Raw genomic sequence first — 19,804 nt, 5'->3', positions numbered from 1 at the left:
AAGAGTAATGCAACGACCTTCTCCGAGGAGGCAATTCATCCCTACTCTAAGACCTCTTGTACGTTGAATGCATCTGTTCAGTGTGCCTGTTCAGGGTGTCTGTTCAACGTGTCTGTTCATATATGAGAGGTCCATGAGAAATGGTGACCGTCGACAGCGCTGTTCCGAAGGCCACGAGAGGCCCCAGCGGCCTGCGGCGGGATGTCACTCTGATCGGACTCATGTGGGCCTCGGTCGGATCCATCATCGGCTCCGGCTGGCTCTACGGCGCCCAGAAGGCCGTAGTGATGGCCGGGCCCGCGGCCGTCATATCCTGGCTGATCGGTGCGGTCGCCATCGTGCTGCTCGCGCTGGTGCACGCCGAGCTCGGAGGCATGTTCCCGGTGGCGGGGGGCACCGCGCGTTACCCCCACTACGCGTTCGGCGGCCTGGCCGGCATGTCCTTCGGCTGGTTCGCCTGGCTGCAGGCGGCGACCGTGGCGCCGATCGAGGTCGAGGCCATGATCGGCTACGCGGGGCACTGGCAGTTCGCGCAGGGGTTCCAGCACTCCGACGGCACTCTGACAACCAGCGGATTCTTCGTCGCCGTCTTTCTGATGGCCGTGTTCGTCGTGGTCAACTTCCTCGGCGTACGCATCCTCGCGCATACCAACAGCGCGGCCACCTGGTGGAAGGTGGCCATCCCATTGGCCACGATCTTCATCATCGCGCTCACCAACTTCCACCCGGGCAACTTCACATCGGAAGGCTTCGCCCCGTTCGGCGCCAAGGGCGTACTGAGCGCCATCAGCAGCAGCGGAATCATCTTCGCCCTGCTGGGCTTCGAGCAGGCGATCCAGCTCGCGGGGGAGAGCCGCAACCCGAAGCGCGACCTGCCACGCGCGACCCTCGGCTCGGTCGCCATCGGCTCGGTCATCTACGTCCTCCTCCAGGTCGTGTACATCGCCGCCCTGCCGCACACCTCCTTCGCGCACGGCTGGGCCGGGCTCGACTACCCGGGCATCAGCGGCCCCTGGGCGGGTCTGGCGACGCTGGTGGGCCTCGGCTGGCTGGGCGTCGTGCTGTACCTCGACGCCGTGGTCTCCCCGGGCGGCACCGGCCTGATCTACACCACCGCGACCTCACGTCTGTCCTACGGCCTGTCCAGGAACGGCTACGCCCCGAAGGTGTTCGAGAAGACCGACGCCCGCGGTGTGCCGTGGTTCGGTCTGATCCTCTCCTTCGTGACCGGCGTGGTCTGCTTCCTGCCGTTCCCGAGCTGGCAGCAGCTCGTCGGCTTCATCACCTCGGCGAGCGTCCTGATGTACGCGGGTGCGCCGCTGGCCTACGGCGTCTTCACCGACAAGCTGCCGCACCACGACCGTCCCTACCGGCTGCCCGGCGGCAAGCTGCTCTCCCCGCTGTCCTTCGTGGTGGCCAACCTCATCATCTACTGGGCCCGTTGGGACACCCTCTGGCGGCTGGGCGTGGCGATCATCCTCGGCTACGTCCTGCTCGGCGGCTACGCCCTCTACGCCACACGGAAGGGCCTGCCCGACGCGCCAAGGATGAACTTCAGGGCCGCCCAGTGGCTGCCCGCCTATCTGATCGGCATGGGCCTGATCTCCTGGCAGGGCGGCTTCGGCGGCGAGGGCCACATCGGCCTGTGGTGGGACGTCCTGCTCATCGCCGCCTTCTCCCTGGCCATCTACTACTGGGCACGGGCCACCGCGCCGCGCGCCGAGGAGATCGAGCGGAGCATCGGCGAGGTCGCGGTCACCGAGGCGCCCGCGCACTGAGCCGCGCTGAGCCGCGCTGGGCCGCGCTGACCCGGGGAGGCGCATCGCGCCATCGAGCGCGACCGAGGAGGGGCCGAGGCGGCTCACATGGCGACGATCCGTCACGGCCCCCTCCCGCGTGCTCAGGCGGTCAGCTCCGTTTGCGCCGCCGCCGCGGAGACGGGGTCGTGGCGTATGTACCACTCCGTGGAGAGCATCTGCTCCCGGTCGGACGCCGAGAGGCCGGCGATCAGTCCGGGGGCGGCTCCCCGCTCCACCTCGGTGCGGTGAGCCAGTACGGCTGCGGTTTTCTGCTCCAGCCAGGGGCTGACATCGACGGTCGCGGTGACCCGTTCGTCCGGAACGCTGTGCAGCGACTTGTCCGTAGGGGCCAGGTGTCCGCCCCACACCCGCATGGCCGAGTGCGGGTGCGTGGCCAGGTACAGGGCGCCCGGCTGCCAGGGGTCGCCGGCCTCCGGGTGGAGCCGCTCGAGCCCGGCCGCCTGGACCGCGAGCATGGTCACCCGGTGCGTGTGTACGTGGTCCTCGTGACCGGTCAGCCCGCCGTAGGCGTCATGGGTGACGACGATCTCCGGGCAGAACTCCCGGATATGCGCGACCAGTTCCCGTACCGCCTCGTCGAGCGGCGCCTCGCGGAACCGCACCCTGCCGGGCGCCGACCCCGGCACGCGAGCGTCGGCGTAGCCGAGCATCCGGGGCCGGCCGGCGCCGAGGATGCGCAGTGCCTCGGCCAGCTCCAGGGCGCGCGGGGTGTCCGCGGCCCAGGTCGCCGTGACGACCGCGGTGCGCGCGCCCGCGGCAGCGTGACGGGCGAGCACTCCGCCCGCCGACAGGGACTCGTCGTCCGGGTGGGCGAAAACCGCGAGGAGGCTCGGCACGGACGTGGACATGGATGCGGGCACGGACGTGGACATGGGCACAGGCAGAGGCACGGACGTGGGCACAGGCGCGGGCGCGGACATGGACGATCACCTCCGGAGCGGGAAGTCAGGCCGGCCGCCTCACCCCTCAGGCGTCGAAGCGGCGGCGGGATGCCTCGATGTCAGCGAAGTACCGGTGGGTCCAGTCGCACAGTCCGTCGATCGTCGCCAGCAGGCCCTGGCCCGGCTTGGTGAGGGTGTACTCGACCCGCGGCGGCACGGTGGGGTGCACGCACCGGTCGACCAGGCCGTAGCGCTCCAGCATGCGCAGGTTCTGGGTGAGCATCTTGTGGCTGATGCCCTCGACCTCGTTGCGCAACTCGCTGAAGCGCAGGGTGCGTTCACCCAGGGCCTCGATGATCAGGAGCGCCCACTTGTTGGCGACGTCGGAGAAGATCTCCCGCGCGAGGGTGTCCGCCCGCCTCAGGTCCGCCTCGTCGCGCGAGCCGCTGAACTGCTTGGTCACCATGAGGTTCCCCAGTCACTGAAAAGTGCGTTCTTCCATGTCAGCCCACACTCTCCTACGGTTCCTGAGTAACCACAAGAGAGCACGAGCCCTGGCACGAACGGGCTCTTGCCATGAGGAGGCGGACAGTATGGCCATCACCCTGTTGAACCCCGACGGACTTCCGGCAGTCGATGTCCTGCACCAGGTGTCGATCGCGACCGGAACAAGGATGATCTTCGTCGCCGGACAGGTCTCCTGGGATGCGGACGGCGCCACGGTCGGCGAGGGCGACCTCGCCGCCCAGGTCGAGCGCAGCTACCTCAACGCCGGCACCGCCCTGGCCGCGGCCGGCGCCTCCTTCGACGACGTGGTGAAACTGACCGTCTACGTCGTCGACTGGACCGCCGACAAGATGCCCCTCTTCCTGGAGGGCGTTGCGCGCGCGGCCGCGAAACTGGGGGTCACCCCGATGGCACCCGGCTCCCTCATCGGCGTCGCCACACTGGACGTACCCGACCACCTCGTCGAGGTCGAGGTGACCGCGATCCTCGACTGAACAGGCCCTTCGCCGGGAGCGGCCGGTCAGCCGCCCCGCACCTGACTCAGCAGTTCCCGTAGGTGCTGTGTGGCGGGGTGGTCGGGCCCGAGGGTTCGTACACCGACGGCCAACGCCCTTGTGAACAACTCCGTGCTCCGCTCCCGGTTCCCCGCGCGGTGCTGAGCGTGGGCGAGATTGCTGAGCGAGAGCAGGGTGTCGGGATGGTCGGGTCCCAGGACCCGCTCGCGGTCGGTGAGGGTGCGCTCGTGGAGCGGGACGGCACGGGCCGGTTCGCCCGTCAGTTCGAGGGCGCGGGCGAGATTGTCCCGGCACAGAAGAGTGCGGATGTCCTCGGTCCCGAGCACGCGCTCGCGGCCGGCCAGGGCCCGGCTGTACGGCGGGACGGCGCGGGCCGGGTCGCCCGCCGCCTCGTACCCGCCCGCGAGGTTGTTCAGGCAGGCGAGGGTGTCGGGATGGTCCGGCCCCAGGACGCGTTCGCTGTCGGCGAGGTTCCGCTCGAACAACGGCACCGCCCGATCGAGGCGGCCCTGCTGCTGAAAGGCGCCCGCGAGATTGTTGCGGGCGAGCAGGGTGTCGGGGTGCTCGGGCCCGAGGTCGCGTTCACGCTCGGCCACCAGCCGCTCGAAGAATGCCACGGGCTCGCCCCCGGACGGTCTCGTCGGGAAGTGCGTGCCGTCCGCGCTCGACAGGTCGACCCCCTCCAAGGACCGGTCCTCGGCGGCTTGCTGCAACTCTTTCCGCAGCGCCCACATCGTCTCGGCCCACTCCGCGTACGGCTCTTCGGTCATGGCATCCGCCCCTCGTCCGCCACCTGCTCACAGAGTAGGTACGGCGCACCCGCGTGCGGCATCCCGGAACAAGCCACACCGTCGAGGTCCGTGAAGGGGATTGCGCACCGGCACCCGGACCTGTGAGCTCACCGGCCGGTCCGGTCGGCCCCGTTGACCTCGCCATGGCAACCGCTTACCTTTCGACGGCCGCTCGTTCGCAATTACGGCGCGTCCACTGCCAACTCCGTCGCGGTGATCACGTACATCTGCACGGGAGGTACCAACCAGCCGTGGACGCGCGGTACATGACTGAGCGTCAGACCACCAGGTGTCGGGCGTCGGCGGAAATCTCTGCACTGAGGCAGAAGCTCCACGCGGCCCGGATCCGCGACGAACTCTTCGCCCGGCATCTGGTGCCGGAGGGCGTTGCAGGGGTGGGATGAACCCCTGGGGCGTTCCGACCGGAACCGGGGCGCCCCAGGCATCGGTCACCGCCCCGGTCGTCGACGTACTGAGCGGATGTCGTCGGAAAGCTCGGATGACGCCCCTTCTGGCCGGTGGGGGGATGTAGTACCCGACCCGACCGGGCACAGGATGTCGGGTCCGGCAGGGTGGGTCCTTCCTAACGTGGTGATCGGAAGGGAAGGGGGCCGGGGTGCTGGAGCGGCTGAACCAGGCCATGGAGCACATCGAGGACCACCTTGATCAGCGGATCGAGGTGTCCGAGCTGGCGCGGATCGCGGTGACGTCGGAGTACCACTTCCGGCGGCTGTTCTCGGCGCTGGCGGGGCTCCCGCTGTCGGAGTACGTCCGGCGCAGGCGGCTGACGGTCGCGGGTGCCGAGGTGCTGGCCGGGGAGCGGACGCTGCTGGAGATCGCGGTGCGGTACGGCTACTCCTCGGGCGAGGCGTTCGCGCGGGCGTTCCGTGCCATGCACGGCGTCGGTCCCGGCGAGGTCAGACGGCTCGGCGCGAGTCTGCAGTCCCAGCCCCGGATGTCCTTCCGCCTCATCGTCGAAGGGAGCAGCAGCATGCGGTACAGGGTTGTGGAGAAGGACGAGTTCCGGGTGGTCGGCAGGAAAGCGCGGGTCCCGCTCGTGCATGAGGGGATGAACCCGGGTATCGCCGCGTTCATCCGGGGGCTCGGCCAGGAGACGATCCGGCGCATCGAGGCTCTGTCCGATCAGGAGCCGGAGGGGCTCATCTCGGTGAGCGACAATCTGGACGACAGCCGCGCCGAGGGAACCGAACTCGACTACTACCACGCAGTGGTGACAGGGGCGGCGGTGCCCGACGACATGGACGCGCTCGCTGTGTCAGCCGGTGCCTGGGCCGTCTTCGAGAGCTCCGGGCCGTTTCCGCAGACCCTCCAGTACCTGTGGCGGGACGTGTTCACCCAGTGGTTCCCGTCCAACCCCTACCAGAGCCGGCCGGGGCCCGAGATCCTGCGGACCCGGCTGTCCCAGGACGGGACACAGGCCGACGCGGAGTTGTGGATCCCCGTGGAGCGGACGGCGGTCAGAGCGGGAAGCCGCGCGCCGCGGGCCTGAGCGGGAAGCCGCGCGCCGCGTGCCTGGGCGGGGAGCGGTGCGTGGCGGTCCGAGCAGGAAACGGCGCGTGGCGGTTCTGGGCCACCGCGCGCCCGATCCCCGGTTGCCGCAGACGGCGAGAGTCACTTGTCAATCACGCGGCCAGTGCGTCAGTGCCACATGCAGCGCGTCCAACCCCCGCTCCCAGGACGCCTGTACGTCCCTGGGGTCGCCGAATCCGCCGATGGCCTCAAGGCCGCAGTAACCGTGGAAGGTGCTGCGCAACAGCCGTACGGCGTCGGTCAGATCGGGTTCCGACAGGCCGTACGCACGCAGCATCCCGTACGTCACCTCGGCGGTACGCCGGTACGTGTTCGACTCGGCGACGACGGCGGGGTCAAGCTGCGTGTGCGTGGCCCGGTAGCGGCCGGGGCGCTCCAGGGCGTACTCCCGGTAGGCCCCCGCGAAGGCGACCAGCGCGTCCTTGCCGGCCCGCCCGGCCACGGCGCTCGCGATCCGGTCGATCATCTCGCCGGCCGCGAGCGCCGCGATCCGCGCCCGTAGGTCCTGCACGTTCCTGACGTGCGAGTACAGACTGGCGTCCTTCACCCCGAACTGCCGTGCCAGCGCGGACACGGTGACGTTCTCGAAGCCGACCTCGTCCGCGAGATCGGCGGCGGCTTCCACGAGCCGGTCGGCCGTGAGCCCCACACGCGCCATGAGTGACCGCCTCCAGCTGCCCTGCCTAGATGGTCTAGGCAAAAAGCTAGTGTAGGTCGGCTACCGGTCGGTCAGGGACAGCGCCGGGAAGGTGTGGTTCTGCCAGAGCAGGCGAGAGTTCTCCTCCGGGTAGGTCGTGACGGTCGGGGTGGTGTCGAAGAGCTGGGTGAGGCGTTGGGCGGGGGTGTAGGGGTCCCAGCCGGGGGTGCCGTGGATGGCGAACTCCGTCCATGCGGTGCGGATGTGGGCGGACAGGGTCTCGGCTTCCGGGGAGGGGGTCTCGCCGATCAGCATGGCGGCCTGGGTGTCGCTCAGGTTGCCGAAGACGAGCGGTACGTCCAGGCCGTGGCAGGCGCCGAGGATGCCGCCCATCCCGGGGGCGGGCCAAGTCAGTTCGTAGACATGGGCACGGCCGCCGGCCGCGACCTGGACCTCGGCGAGGTTGAGGCTCGACATGCGGAACAGCCAGTCGGAGTTGACCAGTTCGTAGAGGTCGTCCGGGCTCGCGAGCGGGAAGGCGGCTCGGTAGCGCTCGGCGCCGTCGGGGCCGGGGGCGAAGGAACTCAGGGCGGCCGTCGCCTGTTCTTCGGTCACCTGGCCGAGGAGACCGTCGAGTGCGGTGAGCAGTCGCTGCTCCTCGCGGGTGTGGCCGACGAGCAGTTCGATGTCCCGGCCCGCGCCGTCGGCCAGCGCCTGCCAGGGAGTGACCGGCAGGGTGTCGCCGTCGATGACGGGTGAGATGAGGATCGACCGCTGCGCGGCCCGGCCCCAACGGTCCGCCCACTGAGCCGCCTTCGCGGTGACCGCGTCGCCAGCTGCGGCGAGCCGGGGCGGCGTCACGCCGGACAGGTCGGCAACCGTGGAGCGCAGGCCCAGTTCCGAGGCGTACGCGGAAGCGATGTCGGCGGCCAGCGCGGGTGTGAAGAACGTGCTCTGCACGCTCTGCGCGATCGCCCGGTGGAACAGCCCGGCAGCTCGCGGCATCGCCAGCAGTGCGGCGACCGAACCCCCGCCCGCCGACTGGCCGAAGACGGTGACCTGGTCCGGATCGCCGCCGAACGCCCGGATGTTGTCGCGCACCCACGTCAACGCGGCGACCTGGTCGAGCAGGCCCCGGTTGGTGGCAGCCCCCTCGATCTGCGCGAAACCCTCAAGGCCCACACGGTAGTTGAAGGTCACGACGACGACACCGCCCTCACGGGACAGGCGGCTGCCGTCGTACTCCGGGAGGCCGGACGTGCCGATCACATAGGCGCCGCCCTGGATCCACACCATCACCGGGAGCCCGGCCCCCGGGGCCGGATCCGGCGACCAGACGTTGACCGTCAGCCAGTCACCGTCGCCCTCGGCGTCCTGCGACAGCGCGTCCATGCCGAACGCACCGGCCTGCGGGGGCGGCGGACCGAACGACAGCGCGTCCCGTACGCCGTCCCAGCCCCGTACGGGCTGCGGTGCGGCGAAGCGGTTCGCGCCGACCGGCGGCTCGGCGTACGGGATGCCGCGGAAGACCGCGAGCCCCGCCTCACTGCTGCCGCGCAACACCCCGGCCGCCGTGCGTACTTCGGGGGAGGGCTGGGCCTCGGACGACTGGGGCACGGTCACGGGCACCTCGGATTCCTTTCGGGAGGTCCGGAAACAGACGCTTCTGTGCCGGATCCTCCCGCCGAACCAAGGCGCGGGCCACTCATTTAACGGGCGCCCGGCGCCGGGTGTCGGCCGGCGGTGGTGCCACCCTCCTCAGGGCCGCTTCGGCCGGGCGTGCGATCCGCGCTCGACGAGTCCGGCGAGCAGCCGGGCACGGGGGATCATCTGCGCGGCCTCGACATACTCGGCCAGCTGGAACGCCGACAACCAAGGGAACAACAACCCGACAACAGGAACACGCGGCCGGAACCCCGAGCACTAAGGCTCACTGTTCCTCCGAGGAGGGTGATCACCGACCCGCGGCGAACTCCACGAAGTCCGTCCACGTGCCGGGAGCGAGGGCGAGTTGGGGGCCGCGGGTGTTCTTGGAGTCGCGGATGTGGATGGTGGTGGGGCAGGCGGCTATCTCGACGCAGTCGCCGGAGTCATCGCCGCTGTACGTCGACTTGCGCCAGGCGAGGGCTACTTCGACGCAGTCCCCGTCGCCGCTGCTGCTGTAGCTGCTCTTGAACCAGGCCAGTTCGGTCGTGCTCATAGTGCTCCTCGCATCCGCTCCAGCAGGCTCAGAGAATCCTCCGGAGTGAGAGCCTGTGAACGCAGTTTCGCATAGCGCATGTGCAGCACACTGATCGATTTCGGGTCAGCGATGAACTGACCGTTTCGCTGCCCCTCGCAGTAGCCGAACCACTCGTTCTCCGGAGTCTCCAGCAGTTGGATGGGGCCGGCCAGCCCGGCATGGACACCGCACGCCATCGGCAGCAACTGCACCTCCACATTGCGCAGTTCACTCAGTCCCAGCACATGGTCGAGCAACTCCCGCGTGACCTTCGTCCCTCCGGTCCGCCGCTGGAAGACGTACTCCTCCATGATGAAGCTGAACGCCGTGTTGGGCCGCTCGCGCAGGAGCTTCTGGCGTTCCATGCGGGCCGTGAGCTGGGCCTCGATCTGCGATTCGGTGAGCAGCGGCACCCGCGCGCCGAAGAGGGTCCGTGCGTATCCCTCCGACTGGAGAAGCCCGGGGACGAGCCGGTTCTCGTACGTGTACAGGCTGATCGCCTGCTCCTCCAGCTCACCCCACTTGCGGAACCAGGACGCCAGTCCCGTCTCCCGTCCCGCGTGCTTGTACACCTCCTGGAGTACGCCGAACGCCTCCAGGACCTCTTCCGAGCGTTCGACGAACCTGCGCTGCGGGAAGCGCCGCCCCTGTTCGATGGAGGCCACCGTCCCCGGTTGGTACCGGACGAGTGGCGCGTACTCCTCCTGCGTGTAACCCGCCCGTTTGCGGAAGGCCTTGTGTACCGCCCCGAACGCCTTCAAGCTGTCGGGCGGCTCGGGCTCGTTCGTAGCGCTCTCGGTGCTCTCGATGCTGTCGGTCATTCCGGGAACTCCTGTGTTCCTTGGTGACAACCCCGCCAAGTCACCTATGGTCACGGACGGTTACCCAAACTGTCCACACCGTGAACTCGTACAGCACGCACTGTCGGAGTGCCGTGCCTGGTCGACCGCCGTCCTCCCCGCCACCGTTGACCCATGCAAGGACACCCCCGGGCCCAAGTCCCCGTCACCCTCGGTACGTTCACGCAGCTCTACAGCTGCACCCCGCGAGGGGCCCGGCTCGCGCGGCGGCTGGTCGCGAACCGGATGGACGTCTGGGGGTTCGCGTACGACACCGAGGTCAGTGAAACCGTCACCCTGGTCGTCGCCGAGCTCGCGGCGAACGCCGTGCGGCACGGGCGCGTGCGGGGACGCGACTTCCGCGTACGGCTGGTGCTGCGCGAGGACGTCGTACGGGTGGAGGTCGCGGACGGCAGGGCCGACCGGCTGCCCGTGCTCCAGGAGCCGTCGGACGGCGACGGTGGGCGCGGGCTGCTGATCGTCGTGGCGCTGGCCCGGCGGTGGGGTGTGGAGCCGCGCGAGGACGGGACGTACAAGACCGTGTGGGCGGAGATTCCGCTGCCGAAGGGGCTCGGAAGAATGGCCGGCGAACGCCTTCCACCTGGGAATTGAGAGGGAGAAGCGGCAGGAGCCTTGATCGCGTGAAGGTATGGACCATATGTTCGGGATCTCGTACGGGCGTTGCGTCCAGTTCACCTTCCGTTCGGCAGGGCAGGGAACTGTGTGCCTCGCCCAGCCCTATGGGCTCCCCCCGGATCGTGTCACCCAGGAGATAAACGTGCCTACCACCCGAAGAGACTTCGCCAAGACCTCAGCAGGCGCGGGCATCGCCCTCATCGGCAGCGCCGCCGTGCTGTCCACCGCCAGCACGTACGCGTACGCCGCCGAGAGCGCGGAAGACGCTCAGAGCCGGGGGCAGGAGCAGGACGAAGCCCTCTCGCAGGGACACCAGAGCAAGACCGGGTACGGTCCGCTGATCGACGACCCCAAGGGGCTGCTCGCGCTGCCGAAGGGGTTCTCCTACAAGGTCGTCACCCACGCCGGTGTGACCAAGATGGACTCGGGTGAGTTCACGCCGAACAAGCACGACGGCACGGCCACCTTCAAGGGCACGCGCGGTTCGACGCTGCTGGTCAACAACCACGAGATCAAGGACTCCCGTACAGCGGTCGAGTTCCCCGTGCCGCTCACCCCGGGACTCGTCTACGACCCCGCCGCGCCCGGCGGCTGCACGGTCGTCGAGGTCTCCAAGGACGGCGAGCACGTGTCCGAGTGGGTCGGCATCGCCGGCACCCAGCAGAACTGCGCCGGTGGCCGCAGCCCCTGGGGCACCTGGCTGACCTGCGAGGAGAACACCGCCAAGGCCGGCGAGAACGGCATGACCAAGGACCACGGTTACGTGTTCGAGGTCGACCCGTACGACCGTCGTGCGAACCAGAACCCGAAGCCGGTCAAGGCGCTCGGCCGCTACGACCACGAGGCCGTCGTCGTGGACACCAAGCGCGGTCACCTGTACCTGACGGAGGACGCCTCGGGCCCCAACGGCCTGTTCTACCGGTGGACTCCGCCGAAGGGCTTCAAGCACGGCCGGGGCAAGCTGCGGACGCTCTCCGACACCGCCGGTGTGCTGGAGGCCTTCAAGGCCTTCGACTCCGAGGGCAACCACGTCGACGACCTGTCCCGCGCCACCAAGGCCGGCACCACCTACAGCATCAAGTGGGTGGCGGTCCCCGACCGTGACGCCAAGACCGTCTCGGTGCGCAAGCAGTTCACCGACACGCAGATCACCCGCGCCCGCAAGCTCGAAGGCATGTGGTGGGCCGACGGCGGCACCTACGTCGTCTCGTCCTTCGCCCGCGAGGAGAGCCCGGTCCAGCACGACGGGCAGGTGTGGTTCTACGACCCCGCCCGCTCCACGCTGACCCTCAAGCTGATCCTGGGAGTCAACCCCGACCCGGACGCGAACGACGGCGTCCTCGACGGCCCGGACAACATCACGGTCTCCCCGTACGGCGGTGTGATCATCGCGGAGGACGGCGAGGGTGTTCAGCACCTCTTCGGCGCCACGGAGTCGGGCAAGACGTACCCGATCGCCCGGAACGAGCTGAACGACGGCACGGCTGAGGACCCGAACTACAGCGAGTTCGCCGGGGTCGTTTTCTCGCCGGACGGCAAGACGCTGTACGCGAGCATCCAGAACCCCGGCATCCTCCTTGCCATCACGGGCCCCTGGCGCTACCAGCGCTGATCCGGCGCCTCGCGGAATGCCCCCAACTGTCGTGACAAACGCGGCAGTTGGGGCAAGTGGGAGTGGCTGGTTCAGACCGCCGTACCTGGGTCGCCGAGTGATTACCCCGTGGTTGTTCAACGTTCATGTTTCACATCGAGTCTCCATCTCGCACGCGCATATGCGGGTGTCGAACTCAGGAGGCAGACATGGGGCACGGACACGCGCACGGCCACGGTCATCACCACCACGACCACACCCACGATCACGCTGACACCGGCGAGGGCACGACCCTCGCCGCGGCCATCGACACTTCCGTGCCCGACGAGGCGCTCAGCCCCGACCAGCAGTCGCGCCGCACGATGCTGCGCCGCGCGGGTCTGCTGGGCGCCGGCCTGGCCGCGAGCGGCGTACTGGCCCAGGGTGCGGCCGCTGCCCCCGCGTACGCCTCCGAGAGCCGCCGGAGAGCCAACGGTTTCCTGTGGCTGGCCGGTGACCACCACATCCACACCCAGTACAGCAGCGACGGCAAGTACCGCGTCTCCGACCAGGTCCGCCAGGGCGCCAAGCACGGCATGGACTGGCTCGTCATCACCGACCACGGCAGCGTGACGCACGCCAAGATCGGTGTGGAGAAGGTCAACCCGGACATCAAGGAGGCCCGGGAGACGTACGAGGACACCCTCGTCTTCCAGGGCCTGGAGTGGAACATCCCGGGCGCCGAGCACGGCACGGTCTTCGTGCACCCTGGTGCCAACGAGGTCAGCGTCCTGAAGGCCTTCGAGACCGACTACGACGGCAGCGTGAAGGGCGCGAGCGGCTCCTCGCCCGCGAACGAGGCGCTCGCCGTCGCGGGTCTCGCCTTCCTCTCCGAGCAGGTGCAGCGGCGCAAGGTCAAGGACGCGCTGATGCTCGCCAACCACCCGGCGCGGCGTGGCGTCGACTCGCCGCACGAGATCCGCGGCTGGCGCGACGCGACGCCCGGCGGCAAGCAGATCGCCATCGGCTTCGAGGGCGCGCCGGGCCACCAGGCCGCCGGTATCGCCGCGCCGACCGGCATGGGACGCGCCCGCGGTATCTACGACAACAACCCGAGCGCCGACTCCTTCGCGGGCTACCCGCTGGAGAGCTACCGCACCTGGGGCGGCTTCGACTGGATGACGGCCACTGTCGGCGGCCTGTGGGACAGCCTCCTCGCCGAGGGCAAGCCCTGGTGGATCACCGCCAACTCCGACTCCCACCAGGTGTACACGGACACCGCCAAGCGCGGCGGCCCGGACACCGACTTCGACCTCAACGGCAGGCACACCGACCCGGTGTACGCCGGCAAGGTCGACCTCACGCAGGGCGACTACTGGCCCGGCCAGTACAGCCGCACGCACGTCGGTTCCGACGGTTTCTCGTACGCCGCCGTGATGGACGGCATCCGGGCCGGCCGTATCTGGGTCGACCACGGACAGCTCATCAGCGGCCTCGACGCACGCCTCTCCGGCAGCGGCAAGTGGGCCACACTCGGCGGTGCGCTGCACGTCAAGAAGGGCACGAAGGTGACCCTGACGGTCGACATCGCGCTCGCCGACACCCCCAACTGGGCAGGGTTCGTACCGAAGTTGGCCCGCGTGGACGTCATCCAGGGCGATGTCACCGGCCCGGCCACGGACAAGGACACCTTCAGCGCGCCGACGGCGAAGGTCGTCCAGTCGTACCAGGTGGACAAGACGACCGGCACGGTCCGGATCACGTACTCCCTCGGCAACGTCGACCGCCCGCTCTACGTCCGCCTGCGCGGCTCGGACGGCAAGCGCTCGGCGACGGGCATCAACGGTGCGGCGGTCGACCCCAACGGCCCCGCCCTCGACGTCGTCGGCGACGCCGACCCGTGGGTCGACCTGTGGTTCTACTCCAACCCCGTGTGGGTCCTCCCGTCGTGAACAGGCACTACAGGGGTTGCAGGTCAACTACAGGTGCTCTCATGACAGGGGCATCATACCGCAACGTCAATTAGCGTCTTAATAAGGAAGCCCAGAACCTAATTGGTTCTGGGCTTCTTCTTTATGGATAGTTACATGAAGAGAGCAACGCAGAGGGATGCGATAGTAAGCAGTCCAATAAGGAATGGGATGATCCTTCCCAGGTCGTTCTTCTCTAGTTCTCTGATACGTGCCTCATGGTCTGCGTTGGACAGTAGGACTGTGTCCAGCTTGGTTTCCAGACGAGTCAACAAGACGATCATTTCGTGTTCTTCGTTCATTCAGGAATGACCTCCGTTCCGGTGATGGCTAGCGTTACGTAGTCACCGGATACGGCTTTGTCTCCAAGAGCTGTTCTTCTGAGCCAGAAGTGACGTACCTGTCCAGCTTCCAGAGTCCCGAGGGTTACCGAGGTGACCCAACCAAGGGTGGTTGGTGCAGATGCCTCAGAGGCAATGACTGCACTCGTGTAAGAGGCTACTGGTGCAGCCGCTGCACTGTTCATGGCTACCGCGATAGTGGAGCCTCCTGATAGCTGATTGGAGATGGCTACCTTTACTCCGGTGACTTGATAAATGCCGTTGTTGTAGACGAACAGACACCTGTATTCAACGGTGTGGGCATCTGCCTGTCCGGTGGATACAGCGTCCCAGAATCCATTGGTTGATCCTGATGGAGCTGCGTTGGATGCGTAACCGCCAAGGCTCACGCTTGTTGGTGAACCAAGAGAGGTAGCGCTAGACGTTCTGATGGATAGTGACATGTTCCTCCTTAAGAGAACCACTTGTAGGAGAGCTTCAGGACTGGTCTTGAAGAACCAGACCCTACGAATGATCCGTAGTATTCAAGTGAGGTAGAGGGGCCAGGACCGAATACGAACCCCTTACTGTCTCCATCAATGAACTCCTGGCCAATCGTGTTGCTTACGTCAATGGTCTTTGATCCTGTCTTGGTGGACCATCCGACTCGGAACCTGTCTGTATCGACTCCTGAGCTTGTGTATGAACCAGGCTCGGAAGACTTGTTGTGAGTTCCGATAACTGCTGTTCCGCCGTCGTTGTAGTACCACCAAGACGCATTCAGAACCAGCTTGCAGTCAGTAATGGTCGCCCCTGAGGGAATCCCTGAGACGCTGAAACCGCACATTGATCGCTGGTTTCCATTCGTTCCGCTGTAGTAGCCCTGAACCAGAGTATCGACGTCAGTTCTCTTGCTTGCGTTTGCGCGGTATGTGGCTCCCCATGCAGCACTGAAGTTCTTGCTGGCTGTATGCCAAGAACCCGCAGGAGTAGGAGCCGCAACATTCCAAGAGAGGTTGATATCGGTGCGGATGGACCCTGGCGTGTAAGGGGAATCCTCAGGCATCCATGCTCCACCATCCCAATACAGGGGAACACGAGCAATCCACGCAGACCCGTTCCACGTACGAACCCAGGTTGCATCAATCCAGTCTGTTCCGTTCCATACGAGCGTTGACATGACGCATCACGCCCATTGATCTGCAAAGCCAAGAGGGGACACCTGAATGCCGGCGTTCCCAATCCCTGGCTTATTGGTGGGTGTGGAGGCAACGTCCATAGCGGCATGAATCTGGAACGTCGTTGTTCCACTGTTCAAAGTAATCACTAGCGTGCGCTCCCAGCTTTCCCATGCACTTGCCGTGGACAGAAAAAGACCTCGACCGAGAGTGCTGGTTGTAGCGTCGTAGCTGTTTCCCGTTGTTGCACCTGTCCAGTTGAGACGTGCACGGAAGTTGGATGAGCCGGTTGATGGAACAGCAGCGCTTCCACCCCACATAACGAGAGCCTTGATAGCCCTGCCACTGTTGTTGTTGTAGCTGACGGTGTTACCCCAAGCCGTATAGGTGCCATTTAGAGCCGTGATGTCAGTTGTGGCTGTAGCCAGTGAGCCAGAGCTAGGGGCAGGAAGGGTCTGGGAAGGCATAACCCATAGCTGTCCTACCTGGGGGTTGCTGGGCGCCGTTGTCGAGACTGTGGCAACTCCACCAAGAGGTACCCAGGCATCTGTGTTGTCTCTGGCCATAACCTGACCAGTGTCGACCACGTAGGCAGTCTTTACCTCCGTAGGCAATGAGGTTAGGTCGGTAGATGTATCCACCTTCACAATGACCTGGTTCATGAGGTAGTCGTTCACGTCATCTGCGGTCAGTACCTCGTAGTCCGCAAAGACCTTATGTACATTTGGCATTTAGAATCCTCCTTCCCTCAGACATCAAGTAGGTCGATATCAACTATCCATCTGTCAGGGGTAATGTCGTGTTCCAATGCCAGAGCACGGAACGGCTTATTGATACTTGCTGTCTCACTGCTGTATTCCACGTTCACCAAGTCGTACAGTTCCAGACCCGCAACCTTGGAGACGTGATCTGTTGCGTTCCATCGAATGGTGTCTACGCGTAGTTCTGGCGAATCGAATTCATCAAGAACGATATTGGCGTAAACCTCGATGTCCTCCTCGGTAGCGAGGTTCGTTGTCACCTCGGTCTGACGAGATCCCCACGTTGCAACAGACGTCTTGTTGGTAAACGGTCCATACGTGGTTTCAATACTGGTGTAGTTCATTTCCTCGTCTACGCCACGGGTTAGGTTCTTCACGAATACATCGTTGAACATGAGTGTTGAGTCATATCCGACTGTGAAGCCGTCAATGAGGTAGTACGCCGCTAGAGGGTCCTCACTGTCCACGGTGTCAGTAAAGTTCAGTACCGGCTCTGTTGTAGGCAAGGAACCATTTCCGTATGCCTGAACTACGTTCTCCTTGTCGACGAATACCGATCCAAGCTCACTGTTCTGAGCCAGAGAGAGATGGTTGACGAGGGTGCTCTCATAGTTGTTGTCCGTAAGAGCGCTAGTTCCCCCGGTTACCTCGTAGTCGATTCCGTGCTTACTCAACAGGTCTTCAATGCGCTCAGCGAACGTTCCCGCTACTACTCCAGCACGGTTGATATTCGCCAGATCACTTACTCTGTCGACTGCTGAAAGAGTCACCGTAGCCTTCTTGTCTGCGTTGTAGGCGACCTGGACTCTTGAGATGGTTCCTGTGTATTGAGTAACCCAAGCGGCGCCCTGTAGAGCCTGTAGCCGTACAGGGACACCCATCTTGATGTAGGGGTTGGAATTTGGGTCAAGGTTCCCGTCATAGACACGAGCCTCTAGCGTTCCAACCTCTACTTCCGTTTGGATATTGTCACCGCGCTTGGCCCCTCGGGTAACTCGGATATTCAATGTGTCCCCGAGGATGTCAAGCCATTCAGTGTTGGGGTCGTACTCTTCTGCCTCAGCCGCTCCACCCAGCTTGAAGGCATTCAAGGTGGAGGTAGTCAGAACAAAGATGTCTGGCTTGGCTGTCTGTACCTGTAGTCGTAGCTGATCGATAAGGCTACTCATCTGCGTACTCCATTCGCTCTGTCGTACGCATCAAGTGCCTTACGAACTTCCCTTCCGATCGCTACAGGGTCACTGCCAACACCAGCGTTGATGGTGATGCTTACTGGAGACCCCGTAGAAGCCGCAGATAGCCCTGTAACAGGCTCTAGGTTGATGCGGGCACCGAAGTTATCGGTGACTGTCTTCCCTAGCTCTACAGTGGCCTTCTTGACTGCCTGAGTCTTCTCAAGTCCAAGAGCCAGACCCTCTACGGTGAACTGACCAATCTCCTTGAATACTCGGGATGGTGAGTTGATACCTAGGAGGTTCTTGGCGCCATCGATGGCACCCTTCACTACTCCCTTAGCAGCGGAGACAGCAGCTCCGACCATGGATCTAATGCCGTTGATAAGACCCTGGATGACCTGTCTACCGGCGTTGTACAGCCAAGAGCCAGCACCGGACAGAGCACCTAGAACACTTCCCTTGATGCCCTTAACCTTGCCGACAAGGTTATTGACAGCGTCGCCAACGATTCCCTTGATGCCGGACCATGCACTGGACAGGAAGCTCTTTACCGCATTCCAAGCACCGTTCCAAAGGCTCTTGATGGTGTTGAGCTTGTTGGAGATGTCATTCTTGATGCCGTTGATGGCACCAGAGATAAGGCTCTTAATGCCATTCCACAGACTGGTGACAATGCTCTTGAGGGCATTCCATACCTCTGTCCAAAGCTTCTTGATGACCGCTAGGTAGGCGTAGAAGTAGCCCTGAATCTGTAGCCAGACGAGGTTGACGTAGTTGGAAATGACCTTCCAGATTCCCTGGAAGACATTCTTGATGCCCTCCCAAACCTTGCCCCAGTCGCCTGAGATAAGACCTGTGACGATCTGGATAATCCCTCGGATGTACTGCATAGCACCTTCTACGATGCCCTTTACATAACCGAAGTACGTGGTGACGTACTCAGTGATAACGGCACCGTGCTGCTGCCAGAAAGCCACAATGGCGGTAAGGGCCGCTGAGATGGCCTCCTTGATAGATGTGAATACAGGTGCAGTCGTCTGCTTCAGCCATTCCCAAACCTTCTGGACACCCGCACGGAATGTCTCAGACTGGTTGTAGGCATAGACAAAGGCGGCAATCAGAAGACCGATAGCGGCAATGACGAGGACAACAGGGTTAGCAGCAAGGGCAGCATTCCAAGCCCAAGTAGCCGCAGCAACAATGCCGAGAGCTACACCAAGAGCTACCGCAGCACCAGCAAGAGGCTTAAGCCAGTCCTGGTTACTACGAACCCAGGTAACGACTTTCTCCAGAATCGGAAGAACCTCGGTACCCACAAAGTCCACGAGACTCTGTTGAAGCTTTCGCTTGAACTGTTCAACCTTGGTAGCTGCGTTGTCGCGGAGCTTGTTACCCATGTCATCAGCAGCACCCCCAACCTTTCCCAGGTCGGAGACAGCCTTGGACGGATCGATAGCCAACAGGGCTTTCTGCATGTCCTCAGACTTGGTACCGAACAGAGCAAGAGCCGTAGCGTTTCTCTCTGCCGGATCCTTGATAGCGCGAAGACCATCAAAGACCTTGTCCAAGGCAGCCTTGGCTTTTGGTCCACCCTCGACAAAAGTCTTCTGCATCTCCTTACCGTTAAGGCCGATAGTGGCAAACGCAGCGTCAACCTTCTCACCTCCACCCTGAGCGATAAGGGTGAATTCCTTCAGGGAGTCTGCGACAACGTCAGTGTCTCTGGCTCCCGCCTTCATTCCCTGGGAAAGGATTCCGGTAGCCTCAGCACCGGTAAGACCCATCTGGCGGAACTGAGTGGAGTACTCATTGAACGTATCGCCAAGGTCATCAGCTCTTGGCCCCATGGTCTGGAAGCCTTTTGTCAGGATGTCAAAGGCTTCCTTGCCGTTCTTTGCCAGACCAGTCTTAATCATCTGTCCGGCAGCATTCGTAGCCTGCCCTAGGTCAATCTCAAAGGTGTTCGCAAGGTCAATAGCGTTAGCGCTAATGGACTTGATCTGCTTGATACTTGCATCCGGTGGAACAAGACCAGCAGTCATAACGGCTCTGATGCCGTCCGCTGCTTGCTGGAAGTCGGTAGAGATAGCATCTGAGTAGAGCTGTCCAGCAGCCTTACCGACCTTCTTGGCTACAGCAGGGGTAGCCCCAAGCTGAGCCTCTAGACGTGCCGTAATCTTTCCCTGTTCCATTGCCTGAGCAAGACCAGCGATAAGAACGGTTCCAATGGCAGCGCCGGCGCCTAGAGCGGCTGGGCCTGCTAGCTCTCTAAGGCTGGTAAGCGCACTGGAAACATGAGTACGGGCACTAGTTGCAATTCCTCGCAGACCAGTAGAGGTCTGCTGAGCGGCATCTCTGATACCTCTCGTTAGGTTCCGGGTATTAGCCAGAACGTTTACTGTGATGTTGTTTCTAGCCATGGCTTATTGGGG

General features: G+C 64.3%; 17 protein-coding genes. 6 read left to right on the top strand and 11 right to left on the bottom strand.

The window, feature by feature from the left end:
* Nucleotides 1-140: 140 nt before the first annotated feature.
* Entirely contained in the window at nt 141-1,778 is a 1,638-nt protein-coding gene (locus ACFVKT_RS25550; RefSeq protein ID WP_385735281.1) for an APC family permease, read from the top strand.
* A gap of 122 nt (nt 1,779-1,900) precedes the next feature.
* Here ACFVKT_RS25550 and ACFVKT_RS25545 read toward each other — a convergent pair whose 3' ends face one another.
* Nucleotides 1,901-2,692 carry a PIG-L deacetylase family protein gene (locus tag ACFVKT_RS25545; protein ID WP_385735279.1) on the bottom strand — a complete coding sequence of 264 codons (792 nt, stop codon included), beginning with the start codon at nt 2,690-2,692 and terminating at the stop codon, nt 1,901-1,903.
* A 94-nt stretch (nt 2,693-2,786) separates the two neighbouring features.
* Nucleotides 2,787-3,167 (bottom strand): winged helix-turn-helix transcriptional regulator, encoded by a 381-nt coding sequence (locus ACFVKT_RS25540; RefSeq protein WP_385735277.1) that lies wholly within the window; start codon nt 3,165-3,167, stop codon nt 2,787-2,789.
* A 127-nt stretch (nt 3,168-3,294) separates the two neighbouring features.
* Here ACFVKT_RS25540 and ACFVKT_RS25535 point away from each other — a divergent pair, with 127 nt between their 5' ends.
* A complete protein-coding gene (locus tag ACFVKT_RS25535; protein WP_385735275.1) occupies nt 3,295-3,702 on the top strand; it encodes a RidA family protein in 408 nt (135 codons plus the stop codon).
* A 26-nt stretch (nt 3,703-3,728) separates the two neighbouring features.
* Here the strand turns inward: ACFVKT_RS25535 and ACFVKT_RS25530 are convergent, their stop codons facing one another.
* Nucleotides 3,729-4,493 carry a tetratricopeptide repeat protein gene (locus ACFVKT_RS25530; protein WP_385735273.1) on the bottom strand — a complete coding sequence of 255 codons (765 nt, stop codon included), beginning with the start codon at nt 4,491-4,493 and terminating at the stop codon, nt 3,729-3,731.
* Nucleotides 4,494-5,130: 637 nt separating this feature from the next.
* Between ACFVKT_RS25530 and ACFVKT_RS25525 the strand changes: the two genes are divergently transcribed.
* Nucleotides 5,131-6,024, top strand: coding sequence for a GyrI-like domain-containing protein (locus tag ACFVKT_RS25525; RefSeq protein WP_385735271.1), 894 nt, complete (start codon nt 5,131-5,133; stop codon nt 6,022-6,024).
* A gap of 129 nt (nt 6,025-6,153) precedes the next feature.
* Here the strand turns inward: ACFVKT_RS25525 and ACFVKT_RS25520 are convergent, their stop codons facing one another.
* The 4 genes from ACFVKT_RS25520 to ACFVKT_RS25505 form a co-directional block, all read right to left on the bottom strand.
* Nucleotides 6,154-6,723, bottom strand: a complete 570-nt coding sequence (locus ACFVKT_RS25520; RefSeq protein WP_385735269.1) for a TetR/AcrR family transcriptional regulator — start codon at nt 6,721-6,723, stop codon at nt 6,154-6,156.
* A gap of 60 nt (nt 6,724-6,783) precedes the next feature.
* On the bottom strand, nt 6,784-8,325 hold the full coding sequence (locus tag ACFVKT_RS25515) for a carboxylesterase/lipase family protein (protein ID WP_385735267.1): 1,542 nt from the start codon (nt 8,323-8,325) through the stop codon (nt 6,784-6,786).
* A gap of 331 nt (nt 8,326-8,656) precedes the next feature.
* Nucleotides 8,657-8,902 (bottom strand): DUF397 domain-containing protein, encoded by a 246-nt coding sequence (locus ACFVKT_RS25510; RefSeq protein ID WP_385735265.1) that lies wholly within the window; start codon nt 8,900-8,902, stop codon nt 8,657-8,659.
* Nucleotides 8,899-9,744: a Scr1 family TA system antitoxin-like transcriptional regulator gene (locus ACFVKT_RS25505; RefSeq protein ID WP_385735263.1), complete on the bottom strand. Its 846-nt coding sequence runs from the start codon at nt 9,742-9,744 to the stop codon at nt 8,899-8,901. The genes ACFVKT_RS25510 and ACFVKT_RS25505 overlap by 4 nt, the downstream gene beginning before the upstream one ends.
* A 153-nt stretch (nt 9,745-9,897) precedes the next feature.
* Here ACFVKT_RS25505 and ACFVKT_RS25500 point away from each other — a divergent pair, with 153 nt between their 5' ends.
* From ACFVKT_RS25500 to ACFVKT_RS25490, 3 genes are all read left to right on the top strand, one after another.
* Nucleotides 9,898-10,374, top strand: coding sequence for an ATP-binding protein (locus ACFVKT_RS25500; RefSeq protein ID WP_385735261.1), 477 nt, complete (start codon nt 9,898-9,900; stop codon nt 10,372-10,374).
* A 166-nt stretch (nt 10,375-10,540) separates the two neighbouring features.
* The gene (locus tag ACFVKT_RS25495) at nt 10,541-12,010 is read left to right on the top strand and encodes an alkaline phosphatase PhoX (RefSeq protein ID WP_385735259.1); all 1,470 of its coding nucleotides are present in this window, start codon (nt 10,541-10,543) and stop codon (nt 12,008-12,010) included.
* A 188-nt stretch (nt 12,011-12,198) separates the two neighbouring features.
* On the top strand, nt 12,199-13,920 hold the full coding sequence (locus tag ACFVKT_RS25490) for a PHP domain-containing protein (RefSeq protein WP_385735257.1): 1,722 nt from the start codon (nt 12,199-12,201) through the stop codon (nt 13,918-13,920).
* 316 nt (nt 13,921-14,236) lie between these two features.
* Here the strand turns inward: ACFVKT_RS25490 and ACFVKT_RS25485 are convergent, their stop codons facing one another.
* The 4 genes from ACFVKT_RS25485 to ACFVKT_RS25470 all read right to left on the bottom strand — a co-directional run bounded on the left by ACFVKT_RS25485 (nt 14,237) and on the right by ACFVKT_RS25470 (nt 19,792).
* Entirely contained in the window at nt 14,237-14,722 is a 486-nt protein-coding gene (locus ACFVKT_RS25485; RefSeq protein ID WP_385735255.1) for a hypothetical protein, read from the bottom strand.
* Nucleotides 14,723-15,444: 722 nt separating this feature from the next.
* Entirely contained in the window at nt 15,445-16,167 is a 723-nt protein-coding gene (locus ACFVKT_RS25480) for a hypothetical protein (protein ID WP_385735253.1), read from the bottom strand.
* A 17-nt stretch (nt 16,168-16,184) separates the two neighbouring features.
* Nucleotides 16,185-17,366, bottom strand: a complete 1,182-nt coding sequence (locus ACFVKT_RS25475) for a hypothetical protein (RefSeq protein ID WP_385735251.1) — start codon at nt 17,364-17,366, stop codon at nt 16,185-16,187.
* The gene (locus ACFVKT_RS25470; protein ID WP_385735250.1) at nt 17,363-19,792 is read right to left on the bottom strand and encodes a phage tail tape measure protein; all 2,430 of its coding nucleotides are present in this window, start codon (nt 19,790-19,792) and stop codon (nt 17,363-17,365) included. Before ACFVKT_RS25470 ends, ACFVKT_RS25475 begins: the two co-directional genes overlap by 4 nt.
* Nucleotides 19,793-19,804: the final 12 nt, after the last annotated feature.

Origin of the sequence: Streptomyces sp. NPDC127595 (assembly GCF_042671685.1) — a bacterium.
GTDB lineage: Bacteria > Actinomycetota > Actinomycetes > Streptomycetales > Streptomycetaceae > Streptomyces.
This window is presented reverse-complemented; position numbering and strand designations above follow the sequence as displayed.